Source organism: Nonomuraea sp. NPDC049028 (genome assembly GCF_043197735.1).
Taxonomy (GTDB): Bacteria; Actinomycetota; Actinomycetes; order Streptosporangiales; family Streptosporangiaceae; genus Nonomuraea.
In genome coordinates this window covers 153,211-169,985 of the sequence record NZ_JBICTR010000017.1, presented here as the reverse complement: position 1 = coordinate 169,985, position 16,775 = coordinate 153,211, and the positions used below count along the sequence as shown (strand labels likewise).

General features: G+C 69.8%; 16 protein-coding genes and 1 tRNA gene. 13 read left to right on the top strand and 4 right to left on the bottom strand.

From position 1 onward, the window contains the following. Positions 1 to 287: 287 nt before the first annotated feature. Complete coding sequence (locus tag ACGFJ2_RS51555; protein ID WP_357943312.1) at positions 288 to 518, top strand: hypothetical protein; 231 nt, start codon at positions 288 to 290, stop codon at positions 516 to 518. Positions 519 to 601: 83 nt separating this feature from the next. Here ACGFJ2_RS51555 and selD read toward each other — a convergent pair whose 3' ends face one another. Continuing rightward, positions 602 to 1,702 carry a selenide, water dikinase SelD gene (gene selD, locus ACGFJ2_RS51550; protein ID WP_393481345.1) on the bottom strand — a complete coding sequence of 367 codons (1,101 nt, stop codon included), beginning with the start codon at positions 1,700 to 1,702 and terminating at the stop codon, positions 602 to 604. Positions 1,703 to 1,774: 72 nt separating this feature from the next. Between selD and ACGFJ2_RS51545 the strand changes: the two genes are divergently transcribed. The 5 genes from ACGFJ2_RS51545 (at position 1,775) to fdhA (ending at position 7,441) form a co-directional block, all read left to right on the top strand. Then, positions 1,775 to 1,867, top strand: a tRNA-Sec gene (locus ACGFJ2_RS51545). Positions 1,868 to 1,882: 15 nt separating this feature from the next. Continuing rightward, complete coding sequence (gene selA / locus ACGFJ2_RS51540) at positions 1,883 to 3,202, top strand: L-seryl-tRNA(Sec) selenium transferase (protein ID WP_393481342.1); 1,320 nt, start codon at positions 1,883 to 1,885, stop codon at positions 3,200 to 3,202. Then, positions 3,202 to 5,145: a SelB C-terminal domain-containing protein gene (locus tag ACGFJ2_RS51535; protein WP_393481339.1), complete on the top strand. Its 1,944-nt coding sequence runs from the start codon at positions 3,202 to 3,204 to the stop codon at positions 5,143 to 5,145. Before selA ends, ACGFJ2_RS51535 begins: the two co-directional genes overlap by 1 nt. A gap of 73 nt (positions 5,146 to 5,218) precedes the next feature. Next, positions 5,219 to 6,166, top strand: a complete 948-nt coding sequence (locus ACGFJ2_RS51530) for an MIP/aquaporin family protein (protein ID WP_393481336.1) — start codon at positions 5,219 to 5,221, stop codon at positions 6,164 to 6,166. 54 nt (positions 6,167 to 6,220) lie between these two features. Continuing rightward, positions 6,221 to 7,441: a formaldehyde dehydrogenase, glutathione-independent gene (gene fdhA / locus ACGFJ2_RS51525; RefSeq protein ID WP_357943322.1), complete on the top strand. Its 1,221-nt coding sequence runs from the start codon at positions 6,221 to 6,223 to the stop codon at positions 7,439 to 7,441. Positions 7,442 to 7,526: 85 nt separating this feature from the next. Here fdhA and ACGFJ2_RS51520 read toward each other — a convergent pair whose 3' ends face one another. Further along, positions 7,527 to 8,903, bottom strand: a complete 1,377-nt coding sequence (locus ACGFJ2_RS51520) for a serine hydrolase domain-containing protein (RefSeq protein WP_393481334.1) — start codon at positions 8,901 to 8,903, stop codon at positions 7,527 to 7,529. 165 nt (positions 8,904 to 9,068) lie between these two features. Here ACGFJ2_RS51520 and ACGFJ2_RS51515 point away from each other — a divergent pair, with 165 nt between their 5' ends. The 5 genes from ACGFJ2_RS51515 to ACGFJ2_RS51495 all read left to right on the top strand — a co-directional run bounded on the left by ACGFJ2_RS51515 (position 9,069) and on the right by ACGFJ2_RS51495 (position 12,968). Next, entirely contained in the window at positions 9,069 to 9,977 is a 909-nt protein-coding gene (locus tag ACGFJ2_RS51515; RefSeq protein WP_393481332.1) for an N-acyl homoserine lactonase family protein, read from the top strand. Further along, positions 9,964 to 10,443, top strand: a complete 480-nt coding sequence (locus ACGFJ2_RS51510) for a MarR family transcriptional regulator (RefSeq protein WP_357943327.1) — start codon at positions 9,964 to 9,966, stop codon at positions 10,441 to 10,443. The genes ACGFJ2_RS51515 and ACGFJ2_RS51510 overlap by 14 nt, the downstream gene beginning before the upstream one ends. Positions 10,444 to 10,511: 68 nt before the next feature. Beyond that, positions 10,512 to 11,216, top strand: coding sequence for a ThuA domain-containing protein (locus tag ACGFJ2_RS51505; protein WP_357943329.1), 705 nt, complete (start codon positions 10,512 to 10,514; stop codon positions 11,214 to 11,216). Next, a complete protein-coding gene (locus ACGFJ2_RS51500) occupies positions 11,201 to 12,292 on the top strand; it encodes a Gfo/Idh/MocA family protein (protein WP_393481328.1) in 1,092 nt (363 codons plus the stop codon). Before ACGFJ2_RS51505 ends, ACGFJ2_RS51500 begins: the two co-directional genes overlap by 16 nt. Before the next feature lie 145 nt (positions 12,293 to 12,437). Next, positions 12,438 to 12,968, top strand: coding sequence for a phospholipase (locus ACGFJ2_RS51495; RefSeq protein ID WP_357943333.1), 531 nt, complete (start codon positions 12,438 to 12,440; stop codon positions 12,966 to 12,968). Between the two features lie 29 nt (positions 12,969 to 12,997). Here the strand turns inward: ACGFJ2_RS51495 and ACGFJ2_RS51490 are convergent, their stop codons facing one another. After that, positions 12,998 to 13,552, bottom strand: coding sequence for a cysteine hydrolase family protein (locus tag ACGFJ2_RS51490; RefSeq protein ID WP_393481325.1), 555 nt, complete (start codon positions 13,550 to 13,552; stop codon positions 12,998 to 13,000). A 71-nt stretch (positions 13,553 to 13,623) separates the two neighbouring features. Next, positions 13,624 to 14,727 carry a glycosyltransferase family 4 protein gene (locus ACGFJ2_RS51485; RefSeq protein WP_393481323.1) on the bottom strand — a complete coding sequence of 368 codons (1,104 nt, stop codon included), beginning with the start codon at positions 14,725 to 14,727 and terminating at the stop codon, positions 13,624 to 13,626. Positions 14,728 to 14,880: 153 nt separating this feature from the next. Here ACGFJ2_RS51485 and ACGFJ2_RS51480 point away from each other — a divergent pair, with 153 nt between their 5' ends. Further along, positions 14,881 to 15,369, top strand: a complete 489-nt coding sequence (locus tag ACGFJ2_RS51480; protein ID WP_393481321.1) for a hypothetical protein — start codon at positions 14,881 to 14,883, stop codon at positions 15,367 to 15,369. A gap of 115 nt (positions 15,370 to 15,484) precedes the next feature. Further along, positions 15,485 to 16,705 (top strand): cytochrome P450, encoded by a 1,221-nt coding sequence (locus tag ACGFJ2_RS51475; protein WP_357943341.1) that lies wholly within the window; start codon positions 15,485 to 15,487, stop codon positions 16,703 to 16,705. Positions 16,706 to 16,775 lie beyond the last annotated feature (70 nt).

The following is a 16,775-nucleotide window of genomic DNA, read 5'->3' as shown; positions in this document are numbered from 1 at the left end:
GGCGATTGCCACCCCGAAAAGGGCCAGCGCCGTCCGTCCTGTTTCCCGGCCGAACGCCTGAGCCAGACAGAGGCACCCCCCGCCGGGCAGCTCTCCTTACACCATCGACATCGCGGCGGAGAGGAGTGGCACCGCGTAGCCGAGCGCCACGACCCCTCGACGGACCGGCGTGTCCGCGCGGCCGTGTGGGGAGCACGACCATCACGTGTCCGAGCAGTCCGTGCTGGAGGGCCGCCGCCACCGCGCCCAACGCGAGAGCCGCGGGCACGCCCGTGTAGCTGACCCCGGTGGCCAGCCACATCACCCCGCTCCAGGCCAGCAACGATCCCACCGGACTGTCCGGCCACCGTAGCCTCGCCCACAGGCCGCCCGTCACCGCGGCGGACCCCGCCGCATATCCCATGAGCAGCAGCGGGACCTTCGTCACCACGAACTCCGCACCGATGATGGCCACTGTTCCCAAGGCGGCGAGCACGACCGCGAGCAGGGTGATCAGCCTGTGCACCCGACCATTGTGAAGCCTGGCCCGTCCCCCTGCGCCCTTGGAGCCTCGCCGTCGCGCGAGCGACAGTATGTCCATGGTTGTTACCACGGGATACGGTCAGCGGAGCCGCAGGTGGGGGCCGTCCAAGGGGACCAGCTCGCCGATGATCGGCGCGCCGGGGATCTCGCCGGCCACCAGCAGGCCGCCGGAGGTCTGGGCGTCGGCGAGTAGCAGCAGGTCGTCCTCGCCGTAGCCGCCCGGATCCAGCCAGGGGCGGACCCAGTCGAGGTTGCGGCGGGTGCCGCCGCTGACGTAGCCGTCGCGTACTGCCTCGCGGGCCCCTTCCAGGTACGGTACGGCCGCCACGTCCACCACCGCCGTGACGCCGCTCGCTCGGGCCAGTTTGTAGAGGTGACCCAGCAGGCCGAACCCGGTCACGTCCGTCGCGCATCTCGCTCCGGCGGCCAGCGCGGTCCGGGAGGCGCCGCGGTTCAGGGTGGTCATCGCCGCGACCGCCTGCGGGAACACCTCGCCGGTCGCCTTGTGCCGGGTGTTGAGCACCCCGATGCCGAGCGGTTTGGTGAGGGAGATCGGCAGTCCGGGTCGGCCGCCGTCGATGCGCAGCAGCCGGGCGGGGTCGGCCAGGCCGGTGACGGCCATGCCGTACTTCGGCTCCGGGTCGTCGACGCTGTGGCCGCCCGCGACGTGGCAGGCCGCCGCCCGGGCCACGTCCAGGCCGCCGCGCAGGACCTCCTTGGCCAGCTCCATGGGCAGCTTCTCCCTTGGCCAGCCGAGCAGGTTGACCGCCACCAGCGGCTCCCCGCCGACCGCGTAGACGTCCGACAGGGCGTTGGCCGCCGCGATACGGCCCCAGTCGTAGGGGTCGTCCACCACGGGCGTGAAGAAGTCGGCGGTGGCCACGATCGCCCGGTCGCCGTCGATGCGGACCACAGCGGCGTCGTCCCCGTCGTCCAGCCCGATGATCAGCTCCCCGACAGCGCCATGTCCGTTCGCGGTGTCATGCTCGCCGACAGCGCCGTGCCTTCCTGCCGCGTCACGCTCGCCTGCGGCGCCGCCGTCACGCTCGCCTGCGGCGCCGCCGTCACGTGTGCGGAGGGCCGCCACCACCGCCTCCAGTTCGCCTGGCGGGATCTTGCAGGCGCAGCCGCCTCCGTGGGCGTACTGCGTCAGTCGGACCGTCTCGGTGGTGCGTGTCATGGCGCCCTCGGATGGCTCGCGACGGGTGTGGCGTTTGAGGTCATACCCGCTGTGACGGGTAGGTTCTGCGGTGGAGGCGTCTGGGCGCCTGGTGGCCCCCGCGGTCTTCAAAACCGACGAGGCCGAGGTCCTCGGCCTGGCGGGTTCGATTCCCGTCCGCCTCCGTTCTATTTTCGAAGGGTGGACCCACGCAGGCACGTACCCCGTACGGATGCCGTACTCGCCGATCCCCGGCTGGTTGCGGCGGGCGGGCGGCTGGGTCGGTCGGTCGTCAAGGAGGCGGTGGCGCGGGCGCAGCAGCGGGCGCGGAGCGGTGAGATCGGTCCCGAGGAGGTCGCCGACGCGGCGGTGGCGGCGCTTCCGCCGCGGGCCGCGAGCCTGCGTGCGGTGATCAACGCGACCGGCGTGCTGGTCCACACCAACCTGGGCCGTGCGCCCCTCTCGCCCGCCGCGATCGAGGCGATGGTCGCCGCGGCCGGTGCCGCCGACGTGGAGTTCGACCTGGAGACCGGCACTCGGGCCCGGCGCGGGCGGGGTGCGCTGGACGCGCTCGCCCGTGCCGTGCCGGCCGCCGAGGCCGTACACGTCGTCAACAACAACGCCGCCGCGCTCGTCCTGGTGGCGACCGTACTCGCCGCCGGCCGGGAGATCGTGATCAGCCGGGGCGAACTCGTGGAGATCGGCGACGGGTTCCGCATCCCCGACCTGCTCGTCTCCACCGGGGCGCGGCTGCGCGAGGTCGGTACGACCAACCGCACCTCCTACCGCGACTACGCGGCGGCCGTGGGGCCGGAGACCGGATGCGTGCTCAAGGTGCACCCGTCGAACTTCCGGATCGAGGGCTTCACCGGCTCCGTCGGGGTACGCGAGCTGACCGGGCTCGGTGTGCCCGTCGTCGCCGACATCGGCTCGGGGCTGCTGGCGCGCGAGCCACTGTTGCCCGAGGAGCCGGACGCGGCGACCGTACTGGCGGCCGGGGCGGACCTGGTGACGGCCAGCGGTGACAAGCTGCTCGGCGGACCACAGGCGGGTCTCCTTCTCGGCCGCCGTGACCCGGTCGAACGCTGCAGGCGGCACCCGCTCGCCCGCGCATTGCGGGTCGACAAGCTGACGCTGGCCGCGCTGGAGGCCACGCTCCGCGGTCCTGTCACGCCCGTCCGGCTGGCGCTGCACGCCGATCCGGCGGCGCTCGGCGACCGTGCCGCGGCCCTCGCCGGGCGGCTCGCCGAGGCGGGAGTCGACGCTCGGGCGGTGCCGAGCCAGGCCGCCGTCGGGGGTGGCGGGGCGCCCGGGGTGAGGCTGCCGAGTGCCGCCGTCAGCCTGCCCGAACGGCTCGCCGCACCGCTGCGCGCCGGTGATCCGCCGGTGGTCGGCCGGATCGAGGGCGGGCTGCTGCTGCTGGACCTGCGCACCGTTCCCGGCGACCGCGACGATGATGTGGCCCGCGCGATCCTCGGGGCGAGTGGCCTCGGGGTGAGTGGCTTCGAGGCGGGCGGCTGATGTACGTCGTGGCCACGGCGGGTCACGTCGATCACGGTAAGTCCACGCTGGTGCGGGCTCTCACCGGGATGGAGCCCGATCGGCTGGAGGAGGAGCGGCGGCGGGGGCTGACGATCGAACTGGGGTACGCGTGGACCACGCTGCCTTCGGGGCTGCGCCTCGCCTTTGTGGACGTACCGGGGCATGAGCGGTTTCTCAGCACGATGCTGGCGGGGGTCGGTCCGGTGCCGGCGGTGCTGTTCGTGGTGGCGGCGGACGAGGGCTGGATGCCGCAGTCCGAGGAGCATGTGGTGGCGCTGGAGGCGCTCGGCGTACGGCACTGCCTGCTCGCGGTGACCCGAGCCGACCTCGCCGACCCGGCTCCGGCCCTCGACCAGGCACGCACTCGCCTGACCTCGGCCGGGTTGGGTGGGGCGCGTCCGGATGCGGCCGGGTTGGGCGGAGAGCGTCCGGATGTGACCCGACTGGGCTGTGGTGGTGGCCGTGGTGCGGTTGAGGCGGTGGCGGTGAGTGGGCGGACCGGGCAGGGGCTCGATGAGCTGCGGGAGGCGCTGGATCGGCTGGTTGCCGCGCTGCCTGCGCCCGATCCGGAGGCGCCGGTTCGGTTGTGGATCGACCGGGCGTTCAGTGTGCCGGGCAGCGGGACGGTCGTGACCGGGACCCTGCCCGAGGGCGCCATCTCGGTGGGTGACGAGCTGGCGCTGGACGGCGAGCCTGTACGGGTGCGGGCGCTGGAGTCCATGAAGGAGCCGTCGTCCTCGGTGACCGGCGTCGCCAGGGTGGCGGTCAACCTGCGCGGCCACAGGCTGCCGGAGCGCGGTCATGGTCTGCCCGAGCGGGGCCGGGCGCTGGTCACACCCGGCAAGTGGACGTACACGGACCTGGTCGACGTCCGGATCACCCCAGTCGGGACCCTCCGGGACACCGGCTCCGGTCCCGAAGCGGCTGACGGTCCGGGAGGAAGCGGCGGTGACGTTCTGGTGAGTGGCCGGGGAAGGGGGGAGGAGTGGCGGCTACCCCGGTGCCTGACCGCGCACATCGGGTCGGTGGCGGTGACGTGCGAGGTGCGTACGCTTGGCGGGCGCGTCGTACGGCTGCGCCTGGCCCGCCCGCTCCCGCTCCACCTCGGAGACGTGCTGCTGCTGCGTGACCCCGGCCGCGACCGGGCCGAGGTGCGGGTGTTGGCGGGGGCGAGCGTGCTCGACGTGCGCCCGCCCGCGCTCGGCCGCCGGGGCGCGGCGCGGGCGCACGCCGCCCGGCTGGAATCGGCCGTCCCGGACGCCGCCTCGGCCCTGCGCATCCACCGGCTGCTGCGCGTGGCCGACCTGACCGCCATGATCGGCACGTCCAGTGACCTGGGCGAGGGACCGGTCTGCGGGGACTGGTACGCCGATCCCGAGTACTGGGCCGAGCTGGGCGAGCGGCTGGCCGACACGGCACGGCGGTACGCCATCGAGCACCCCCTGGAGCCTGGCATGCCGATCGAGGCGGCCCGCCATGCGCTCGGGTTGCCCGACCGGCAGTTGGTCGCCGCGCTGGTGCGGGCGCCGTTCACGCTTGCCGAGGGGCGGATCGTGACTCGGCCTGCCGGGCTGCCCGAGCCGGTGGCGCGGGCGGTTGAGCGGCTGAGGGGAGAGTTGGCGGCACACCCCTTCCAGGCGCCGGAGGCTGGGCGGTTGGCTGAGCTGGGGCTGGGGTCGCGGGAGGTGGCGGCGGCCGTACGGGCCGGGCGTCTGTTGCGCGTGGCCGAGGGGATCGTGCTGCTGCCCGGCGCGGACGTACGGGCGGCGGAGCTGCTGCGCCGCCTACCGCAGCCCTTCACGGTCAGCCAGGCCAGGCGGGCTCTCGACACCAGCCGTCGGGTCGCGGTGCCGCTGCTCGAACATCTCGACCGGAGTGGGCTGACACAACGAGTGGACGAGGTTCATCGCCGCTGTCTCTGATCACCCCCGACAGCCACCCCAGCATCACCCCAACAGCCACCCCGCCAACCACCCTGACCTGGGTCTCTGCTGGATGGCGGGTATATATTCGAATTTGGTGATAAACCATCGTCATCGGGGGGTTGCGATGGTTGGAGACCTGCCGCGACGTCTTGTCGCGGAAGCCATCGGAACGATGTTGCTGGTTCTCTTCGGTGCCGGGTCCGTGGTGGCCGCGCTGGTCATGCAGAACGGCCGACTCGACTACGCCGCGCTGGGCATCATCTCGTTCTCGTTCGCCGTGGTGGTCGCGCTCGTCATCTACGCCTTCGGCAGTACGTCCGGCGCGCACATCAACCCGGCGGTCACCATCGCCCTCGCCGCGGGACGCAGGTTCCCGTGGTCGGAAGTGCCGTTCTACATCGTTGCCCAGCTCGTCGGCGCCTTTGCCGGCGGGCTGTTGATCGTGGGCGGGTTCGGCCGGCGGGCGGTGGACAACGGCGTCGGGCTTACCGCGCTCGGCCAGGGCGTGAGCTATGGGCAGGGCATCCTGTTGGAGGGACTGGGGACGTTCCTGCTGCTGCTCACGATCATGGCGCTGGCGGTCGACCGGCGGGCGCCGAGCGGCTGGGCCGGTTGGATGATCGGACTGGCCGTGGCGTGCGAGATCTTCGTGCTCGGCCCGCTGACGGGTGGTTCCGTCAACCCGGCCCGTACGTTCGGGCCGTACCTGACGACCACGGTGTTCGGCGGTAGCGCGCCATGGTGGCAGTACGGCGTCTACATCGCCGGCCCGATCATCGGTGCGGTGCTGGCCGTCGTGGTGTACGACCTGGTGGCCCGCCCGATGCGCGAGCTGCCCGTGACGGCCGAGCAGGGCACCGCCGGAGAGATCATCGGCGCGCGGGGACAGGATCTGCCCGAGGCCGCTCAGGGCGCCGCGGGTGACATCCCGACGGCCCGGCGCCCGCACGACGACCGGATCCGTGACCGAGTGGGGCACATCGGCCGCCGCCGCTGGCGCCCCGGCCATGGGGGGTGATCCGTGACCACGTGAGCGAACGAACATCCGCCACCTATCGGGCAAGGGGGAGTCATGCCCGGCAATAGGGGAGTTTCGTACGAGGGGCCAGGCAACGTCCAGGTACGCGAGACCGACTATCCCGAATTCGAGCTCAAGGACGGCCCGGGGGTAAACCCGGCCAACGTAGGGCGCAAACTACCGCACGCCGCCATCCTCAAAACGGTGGCGACGAACATCTGCGGCAGCGACCAGCACATGGTCCGCGGCCGCACCACGGCCCCGCCGGGCCTCATCCTCGGCCACGAGATCACCGGTGAGGTGATCGAAACCGGTTCCGACGTGGAGTTCACCAAGGTCGGCGACCTCGTGTCCGTACCGTTCAACATCGCCTGCGGCCGCTGCCGCAACTGCAAGGAGGGCAAGACAGGCGTCTGCGAGAACGTCAACCCCGACCGGCCCGGCTCGGCGTACGGCTACGTCGACATGGGCGGCTGGGTAGGCGGGCAGGCCGACTACGTCCTGGTGCCGTACGCCGACTGGAACCTGCTCAAGTTCCCCGACAAGGAACGGGCCATGGAGAAGATCCTCGACCTGGCCATGCTCGCGGACATCTTCCCGACGGGGTTCCACGGCTGTGTGAGCGCGGGGGTGAAGCCGGGATCGACCGTCTACATCGCCGGCGCCGGCCCGGTCGGCCTGGCCGCGGCGACCTCGGCGTTCCTGCTCGGAGCCGCCGTGGTCATCGTCGCCGACCTGAACAAGGAGCGGCTGGACCAGGCCCACACCTTCGGCTGCGAGACGATCAACGTGGCCTTGGGCGAGCCGAAGGACCAGATCGAGCACATCCTGGGCGAGCCGGTCGTGGACTGCGCCGTCGACGCCGTCGGCTTCGAGGCCCGCGGCCACGGCGGAGAGTCGGACGTGGAGCGTCCCGCCACCGTGCTCAACACGCTGATGGACATCACCCGGGCGGGTGGCGCGCTCGGCATTCCCGGCCTGTACGTCACCGGTGACCCCGGTGCGCAGGACGAGGCGGCCAAGCACGGTTCGCTGTCCATCCGGTTCGGCCTCGGCTGGGCCAAGTCGCACTCCTTCGTCACCGGCCAGTGCCCGGTCATGAGGTACAACCGCCAGCTCATGATGGCGATCCTCAACGACCGGGTGCAGATCGCGAAGAACGTCAACGCGACGCCCATCTCGCTGGACGACGCGCCGCGGGGCTACCACGAGTTCGACGAGGGGGCCGCGCGCAAGTACGTGCTCGACCCGCACGGCATGCTCGCCAAGACCTGACGACGCGATCTCCACTGCGAGCGGCGCGCCGCGCGACGCGCCGCTCGCAGCACATTCAGGGACCGCCCCCTGCTCGTCCGATCGATCACGATGAGGCCGTGGCCCGGCCGAACAGCCGGCCGGCGAGGTCGACGCCCACGACCGTGCCGTTGTCGTCGCGGCTGAAGTAGCCGCGCTGCCCCTTCAGCCCGCCCTCGGTGATGATGTACTCGTCACCGTCGCCGGGCAGGAACCCGAAGGCGGCCGGCGCGTAGTCCGGCGGCATGTCGGCATCCGATGCCTGGCGGATCTCCGGCTTGATCCCGACCTCAAGGGTGAGCTGAAGCCCGTCCGTGGCGATGTCGAGGTTCATGGCGTCGATCTCATAGCGGCCGACGACCTGCCGCGCCCGAGCCTCGTCGTAGGGGATCGGCTCGGGGTCCCGGTCGACCACGCCGAGGTAGTTCTCCAGTGCCCAGCGGACGACAGCCTGGTTGAAGGGGTAGCCGTCAGGGCCGCCGTTGGCCAGGGAGACGACGGCGAAGTCGTGTTCGGGCACGATGATCAGCTCGGCGAACTGACCGTTGCCCGATCCGCCGTGCCCGAAGGTACGGACTCCGTCCACCTCACGCAGGAACCAGCAGATGCCGAAGGCGTCGCCGAGCGTGCTGGCCCGCAGCTCGACGGTCGGCTCCTGCATGCGGTGCAGCGCCTCGGCGGGCAGCACGCCGTCACCGGTGCCGAGGTGGAACCGGGCCCAGCGCAGCAGGTCGCTCACTGAGGACACGCTGCCGCCGCCGGGGTAGTTGGCCTGCGAGCCGGCCCGCCATGACGTCCACGGCCGCGCGGCGCGCATCGTGCCGTCCTCGCCGCGGTTGTAGCCCACGGCGAACCGCCGGATCATGACGTCGTCGTGATCGAAGAAGGTGTTCGACAGCCCCACCGGCTCCAGGACCAGCGCGGCCACGGCCTTCTCGAAAGGCAGGCCGGTGACCTTCTCGATGACCCGCCCGGCCAGGTTGTAGCCGGCCTGGCTGTAGGAGGCCCGGGCGCCGGGCGGCGCGATCAACGTCAGCTCGTCCAGCTTCGCCACGAACGCGGCCAGGGAACCGGCGCCCTCATCGGTGTCGATCAGGTTCCAGTCCAGCCCGGCGGTGTGGTTGAGCAGGTTCAGCACGGTGATCTGCGCGGCGGCGGCCTCGTCGGCGAGCCTGAGCTCGGGTACGTAGCGGCGCACCGGCGCGTCCAACTCCACCTTGCCTTCGGCGACCAGGCGCATCAGCGCGGTCGCGGTGAAGGACTTGGTCACCGAGGCCAAGGGGAACAGCGTCTTGTCATCGACCGGCAGCGGGTTCTCGAGGCTCGTCACCCCATGGGAGGCGACGAGCTCCTGGCCGCCGGCCAGCACCCCCACGGCAACACCGGGAATGCCGAACTCCTTGGCCGTCGCCTCGACGAACTCGGTCAGCTTCTCCTGCGACATCGTGTGTCCCTTCTTCTCCCGACCGTTCCCGGCGAGATCTCGTACGTTCTGGCGTGCAGGTAGGACGATGGCCGCCGTCGCTGATACGGGCCTGACAGCGCCGTGATACGCGCTCTCAGTCTTGAGATAGTTGACACGACATATATGTCGTGTAATGTAATCCCCATGAGACACGAGATGATCAACCCGATCAAGCAGGTATCCGTGGTCAGCACCGGGACTGTGTCGATCCACCCGGAGCACGTGGCCGCCACCCGCAAACCGATGTACTGGTGGCTGTTCACCTCGCGCCGGTGGACGCCTCCGCTGCCGATCAACGTCTATGTGATCGAGCACGAGCGTGGGCTGGTGCTGTTCGACGCGGGCCAGGATCGGGCGTCGGTGACCAACGTCGGCTACTTCCCCGGCGGCATCACGGGAGTGATGTACGACCGGCTGGCCCGTTTCGACATCGGCCCCGGCGACACCCTCACCGCCCAGCTGGCCGCCGCCGGCTACGACATCGCGGAGGTGCACACGGTGGTGATCTCCCACCTGCATCAGGACCACATCGGGGGACTGCGGGAGCTCACCGGCGCCGAGATCGTGGTCAGCGGCACGGAATGGCGAACGCTCGATGGAGCCCTGCCCGAGCTGCGAGGGCTGCTGCGGTCCCACATCGACATCCCCGGGCTGCGCTGGCGGCACATCGAGTTCGGCGACATCCAGGATCCCGGGCTCGCGCCCTTCGCGACCGGCCACGACCTGTTCGGCGACGGCAGTCTCGTGCTGCTGCCCACCCCCGGCCACACCCCCGGATCACTGTCACTGCTGGTCCGTGGCTCCGGGCACCCGCCGCTGCTCATGGTCGGCGACCTGACCTACGACGCCCATCTGCTGCACGAGGGCCATGTGCCCGGGGTAGGGGACAGGCGGCAACTGGACGACACCACCAAGGCGATCAACACGCTGCGGGAGAAGAACCCGGGCCTGGTGATCCTGCCGGCCCACGATCCGGGAGCGGCCGCCCGACTGGCGTCCGTGATGGCAGCACTTGCCAAGAGGCGACAGGCTTACTCACATGCGACCCGCTGAAGAACTCCGCTACCTGATCCTGGCCGCGCAGCGCGAAGGCAACCGGCTGCTCGGCCAGGCACTCAAGCCGCTCGGAGTCACGCCCTCCCAGGCCGAGGTGCTCCGCATCCTCGCCGATCGTCAGCCCCTCACGCTCAACGGGCTCGGCGAACTGCTGGTCTGCGAGAGCGGCAACAGCCCCAGCCGCCTGGTCGACCGGCTTACCACGATGGGCCTCATCGACCGGCAGGTGTCCGCGCACGATCGCCGCCACATCGAGCTGTCCCTCACCGAAGAGGGCAGGCGTCTCGCCCGGCAGATCGCCACGATCGAAGATGATCTCTACCGATCCATCGACGCCGCCGCCGAGGGGCGCGACCTCGAACAGATCACCGCTTTCCTCCGAGCGTTCGTCGCCGATCTGCCGGCAGGCCGGGCCCTGGCTCGCCGAATCACCAGCTCGCCGGTCAAATCGAGCGGCATCTAACCTTTTGCCCGCTTTGGTGGGCAATGCGATGATCGGAGGCGTCGACTGCCGAGCGGATGGGTGGAAGCATGTCGGGTGATCATCGTCGGAAGGCGCTGGTGGTACGGGGCGGCTGGGAAGGGCACGCCCCGGTCGCGGCCACCGAGCTCTTTATCCCCTACCTGGAGAAGCAGGGGTTCGAGGTGAGCCGGGCGGACTCCCCGGCGCCGTACGCGGACTCCGCGTTCATGGCCGGGATCGATCTCATCGTGCAGTGCTACACGATGGGTACGATCGAGCCGGCCGAGCTCAACGGCCTGCGGGCCGCCATCGAGTCGGGCACGGGGATGGCGGGCTGGCACGGTGGCATCGCCGACTCCTATCGCAACTCCTCCGACTATCTGCACCTGATCGGCGGGCAGTTCGCCTGCCATCCGGGCAAGGAGCCGGCCGAGCGGCAGGGCACGGCGGCGGACAACTTCGTCCCGTACACCGTGAACATGCTGCCCGAGGCGGCCGATCACCCCATCACGGAGGGCATCGCGGACTTCGGCCTCGTGACCGAGCAGTACTGGGTGCTGACGGACGACTACATCGACGTGCTCGCCACGACGACGCAGCAGGTCCGCCCGTGGGACCCCTGGCATCGGGAGGTCACCTCGCCGGCGATCTGGACCCGGCGGTGGGGGAGCGGGCGGATCTTCGTCGCGACCCCGGGGCACAGCCTCGATGTCCTGGAGGACGAGAACGTACGCACCATCATTGAGAGGGGCATGCTGTGGGCCAGCCGGTGAACGTGGGCGTCGTGGGATGCGGTGCCATCTCGGCGCAGTATTTCCAGACCATCGACCGGCTGCCGGAGCTGCGGCTCGTCGCGGTGGCCGATCTGGACCTTGACCGGGCGCGGGAGGCGGTGCGGCCCTATGCGGGCGTCGACGTGCTGAGCGTGGCGGAGCTGCTGGCCGACTCGCGCATCGACATCGTGCTCAACCTCACCATTCCGGCCGCCCACGCCGAGATCGCGCTCCAGGCCATAGCGGCGGGCAAGGACGTCTATTGCGAGAAGCCCCTTGCCGCGACCGCCGAGCAGGCCGCCGGGATGCTGCGGGCGGCGGGCGCCGCTCAGGTGCGGGTGGGGTGCGCGCCGGACACCGTGTTGGGCACGGGTACGCAGACGGCGCGCAAGGCGATCGACGACGGCCTGATCGGCAGGCCCATCGCGGCGACCGCGACGATGATGACGCCCGGTCACGAACGCTGGCACCCGAACCCCGACTTCTACTACGTCCCCGGCGGCGGCCCGCTCCTGGACATGGGCCCCTATTACGTGACCAGCCTGGTGACGCTGCTCGGCCCGGTGGCGTCGGTCGTCGGCGCGGCCAGCCGTACGCGGGCCAAGCGCACGATCGGCTCCGGACCCCGCCAGGGCGAGGAGATCCCGGTGACGGTGGACACGCACGTCACCGGAGTGCTCGCCCACACCTCGGGAGCGCTGTCCACGCTGGTGATGAGCTTCGACGGGGCGGCGACCAAGGCGCCCAACATCGAAGTACACGGCGAGACGGGCTCGCTCGTCGTGCCCGACCCGAACTACTTCGACGGATCCGTCCTGGTCTCAGGGGTCGGTGAGGGCGACTGGCGGACTCTCCCTGTGGCGGCCGGCTACGTCGAGGGCGGGCGCGGGGTGGGCCTGGCCGACTTCGCCGCGACCCCGGCGGGCGAGGAGCCTCGTACGAGCGGCTCGCTGGCCTTTCACGTGCTCGACGTCATGGAGTCGCTGCTGGCCTCGGCGCACTCCGGCGCGGCGGTGACCATCACGAGCACCTGCGAACGCCCTTCGCCGGTGAATCTGACTCAGCCCACCGACTAGAGGTAAATGTCCGTTTTGCTCGAACTTCTTGGGGGAAATTAAGCAAGATCTGCTTCTGCATTGCCCGGGATTTCGCTTCATCGTTAGACCGTCAGGTGAACCTTGCCATGACCATTTACCCCCCGGGCAAGAGAAGCAGGTCCTCATGGTCAGACGATCCCTCGCCACGTTAGCCGCCGTCGTCACCTCCCTGATCGCCGTCCTCGCGTTCGCCCTACCGGCCCACGCTGTGACTCTGGAGCAGAAACTCGCCGCGCTCTCCGGATTCAGCCAGCCCACCGCCGCCAGCGCCGCCTCCTGGCGCGCCGCCTGGCAGAACCAGGCGGCCTGGGCCGACTACGCCTTCGACTGGTCCACCGACCTGTGCTCCAGCAGCCCCGACCAGCCCCTCGGTTTCGATTTCCGGATGCCGTGCCGCCGACACGATTTCGGCTACCGAAACTACAAGGCCGTAAGCCAATTCCCGGCCAACAAGGACCGTATCGACAGCGCCTTCTATTTCGATATGAAGCAGGTGTGCGCCGGATACTCGGGAGTCTCCAAGGCCACCTGTGACGGCCTCGCCTGGACGTACTACCAGGCGGTCCGGCAGCTGGGTGACCTCGTCGTCACCGACGACCAGATCCAGCGGGTCAAGCGGGACGCCGAACGGAACGCCCAGAACGCCGACGCCTAAAACCGGTGGAGACGGAGGATGTCGTCGGCTCAGTCGCCGAACGTCACATCCTTCGTCTCCACCACCGCGGCGGTGCGGCCGGGCGCCGTGTGGTAGCGCCAATAGAGGTTGGTGTGCGCGATGACCTTGTCCGGCAGCGGGGCGCCCCACGCGCTCTGGTCCTCCGTCGTGTGCGCGTCACCGACGAGCGTCACGTCGTAGCCACGCACGAAGGCCCCATGGATCGTGGACCGGATGCATTCGTCGGTCTGCGCGCCGGTCACGACCAGGCGTCCGATTCCGGCCCCGGCCAGCACCTCCTCCAGGTCGGTGTCCTCGAAGGAGTCGGCGAAGATCTTGTGCACCAGCGGCTCCGCCTCCCGGCGGACCAGCTCCGGGACGTATTGCCAGGCGTCGCTCCCCTTCGCCAACTGCTCGCTCGAGTGCTGGACCCAGACGATCGGGACACCCTCTTCGCGAGCCCGGTCGACGAGCGTGCCGATGTTGGCGACGACCTCGTCACGCTGGTGCGTGTCCGCCACGATGCCCTTCTGGACGTCGATCACCAGCAAGGCGGTGTTGGGTCGATCTGACAGCGTGGTCACCACAATCTCCTCTGTCGGCCGGACATGCCACGCGGGCCAGACTAGGCCGCGCCCCCGACAATTCACCGGCCTCAACGTGGCGAGGCTTCCCGGATGGTCAGGAGCCAGCTCTCGAAATCCGAGACGGCGTCGTCCATCGTCCGCTGAACCACCTCTTTGACCGCGGTCCTGGCCAGTCGGTGACGGAGCGCGGCGTCGTCGAGCAGCCGGACGACGCCCTCGGCCAGCGCCTCCGGATCTCGCGGCGGGCAGAGCAGCGCCGTGCGGTCGTGCTCCGCGTAGCTCTCCATGCCGTGGTTCCGCGTCGTGACCAGCGCGGCCCCACAGGCCATGGCCTCGGCGCCGGGAAAGCCGAATCCCTCGTACTCCGACGGCACGGCGAACACGGCCGACCGGTTGTACAGGCCGCGCAGCCGGGCGTCGCTCGGCCCCGGATGGTGCTCGATCCAGAAGGGCAGCCGGTCGGCGTCGTACGCGCCAAAGCACCACGCCCGCACCACCCCGGGGCGCGCCTCCCGCGCCAGCTCCAACGCGGTGATCGCGTCGCCGGTCCGTTTCGACCATTCGCGGCGCGCCGGAAAGCCGACCAGGACCCGTTCCGCCGAGTCGATCGGGGTCCGCAGGAAGAAGGTCGAGCTGTCGACGGCGCATTCCACCAGAGCGCACGGCGCGCCGGAAACGTTCTCGACGATGGATCGCAGCCGCCGCGCGCCCACGGCGATGGGCCAGCCGGTACGCATGGCCGCTTCCATCGCCTCTCGCGCCGCTCCGTCGGGCCGCAAATAGCTTTCGTAGTCCTGCAAGAACAATGCCTTAAGGCCCAGATACGCGGGAAGCGCGGCCACAAGCGGTACGACCTGCCAGGTCGTCGCCAGTACGACGTCGAAGGGATCGTGCGGTCCGGAAAGCGTATGGAGAAAGTCGGCCGGGTCGGATACCAAAACGCTGCGGGTCCGCGGCCCGGCGGAGAACCACGGGTGCGGATGGGCGTCCGCCGGCATTATCGGCGCGGCAGCCCTGGTCGGCGGCCCGAGAGGGTGGCGTACGGGCCGCCGCGGGTGGACGAGCAGAATGTCATGACCCCTTTCCCCCAAGCGGGAGGCATAGGAGTAGACCGTCTTGAGCGCGCCGATAGGCGCGGATGATGCCCTGGCCATGATGAATGCCACGCGCACGGTCATCGCCTCCCAGTAAGCGATTCCATAGACGAGTTTCTTGCGCGGGCGGGTATTCGGGAACCCCCTGCCGCGAGAGCACCTTCTTCACTAGATACGAAGCTTGACGGGAAATCAATGACGCCTGTTGGCCTTTTCTGGTGAAATATCCCAATGGAACGGACGCGCCAGCTGGTCGGCGAGATGCTCATCTACTGTTTCGTGGTGGTCCTGCTCACCGGCGGCTTCCTGACCTTCTTCTTCGTGCCCGGCACCCAGACGGTGATCTACGACGGCAGCTATGCGCCGCTACGAGGCGTCATGATGAGCGAGGCTTACGAGTCCTCTCTGCGGATCACCCTGGAGGTGCGCGGGGGTGTGCTCATGCGGCAGCTGCACCACGAGTCCTCGGTCCTGCTCGTTTTGGGCACCGTCGTCTGGGTCCTGCTGGGCCGGCTCCGGTACACGCTCGCGCTGCTGGGTCTCGGCCTGGTCCTGCTCGGTGCCCTCGCCGGCTACGGATCCGTCGACGACCTACTGGCCGGGACCGTCCTGGGGAGCATCCCCGCCCCCTTGTGGTACGGCCTTCACCTGCTGACGGCTGTGGCCATGGTCATCACGTTGGTGATCTCCTCGTACGGGCGGGCCGCCCGGCAATCGTGAGACAACGGTAGGTAACCCTAGTGTTACTGCTTGCCGACTTGTGTTGTTTGGAGATCACCCGGCATATGTGATGGGATCACTGCGCACTTCACGATCTCCTCACCCAAGGGGTCAAATGGCAACGAACCTCCCCTCCTTCCCTGTCGTGGACGAGAACCCGCTCGACACCTGCATCCGGTTCCGGGAGATCGCTCCCGTGGTGGAGGTGGAATTCCCAGGAGGCGTGCCCGCCTACCTGGCCCTGACCCACAAGGCCGTACGGGAGATCCTCGCCGGGGACAACAAGACCTTCCTCAGAGACCCCAAGCACTGGCCCGCTCTCCACGACGGATCGATCCCCGAGGACTGGCCGCTGCGCGCCATCATCCAGGGCGGTCACCTGTCCACCATGGACGGCGGCGACCACCGGCGGCTGCGCGGGCTGATCATGAGCGCCTTCACGCCGGCCCGGGTGCAGGCCATGGAGGGGCGGATCCAGCAGATGGTCGATGAGTTACTCGATGAGGTGGCGGCCGCCGGTGACGGTGTGGACCTGGTCCCCGCCTTCACCGAGGCGCTGCCTATGTGGGTGATCTGCGAGCTGTTCGGCGTGGCGCCCGAGGACCGGCTGCGGCTGCGGAACTGGACCTCCACGCTGCTCGCGCACACCACTCCGCCGGAGGTGGCGTTCGCTACCCAGAACGACCTTTGGGCGTTCCTGCACGCCCTGGTGGAGCGCAAGCGGCGCGAGCCGGGTGACGACCTCACCTCCGGCCTGGTCCAGACCCACGACGAGGATGACAGGCTCACCACCGACGAACTGGTCGGCGTGCTGTGGATCATGCTCGTGGCCGGCCATGAGACCACCGTGCACCTGCTCGGGTACGCCATCGTGGCGCTGGCCCAGAACCCCGACCAACTCGCCTTGGCCAAGGCGGAGGACCGGTGGGCCGACGTGGTCGAGGAGACCGTGCGCTACCGCCACTCGGTGATGATGACCAGCTTCCGCTTCACGGCGGAGGACGTGACCATCGCCGGGGTGCCCATCCCCAAGGGCAACGCGGTGGGCGTGGTCTTCCAGGCCACCGGCATCGACCCGTCGGAGCACGGCCCGAGCGCGAACCAGTTCGACATCACCCGCGAGTCGAGCGGGAACCTCGGCTTCGGCCACGGCCCGCGCTACTGCATCGGGGCGGGGCTGGCCCGGCTGGAGAGCCGGGTGGCGCTCGAGACGCTGTACCGGAGGTTCCCGGATCTCAGCCTCGCGATCGACCCCGACGAGATCCCCTACTCTCCGTCGTTCTTCACGATCGGCCCGCTGTTCCTGCCGGCCAACCTCGGTGTGGCCCGGCCCTGACGTACCGGTGTCCGGCCCGGCAGCCCACGGTTGCCGGGCCGCTCATCACGGGCCTGGGCCGATAAACGTA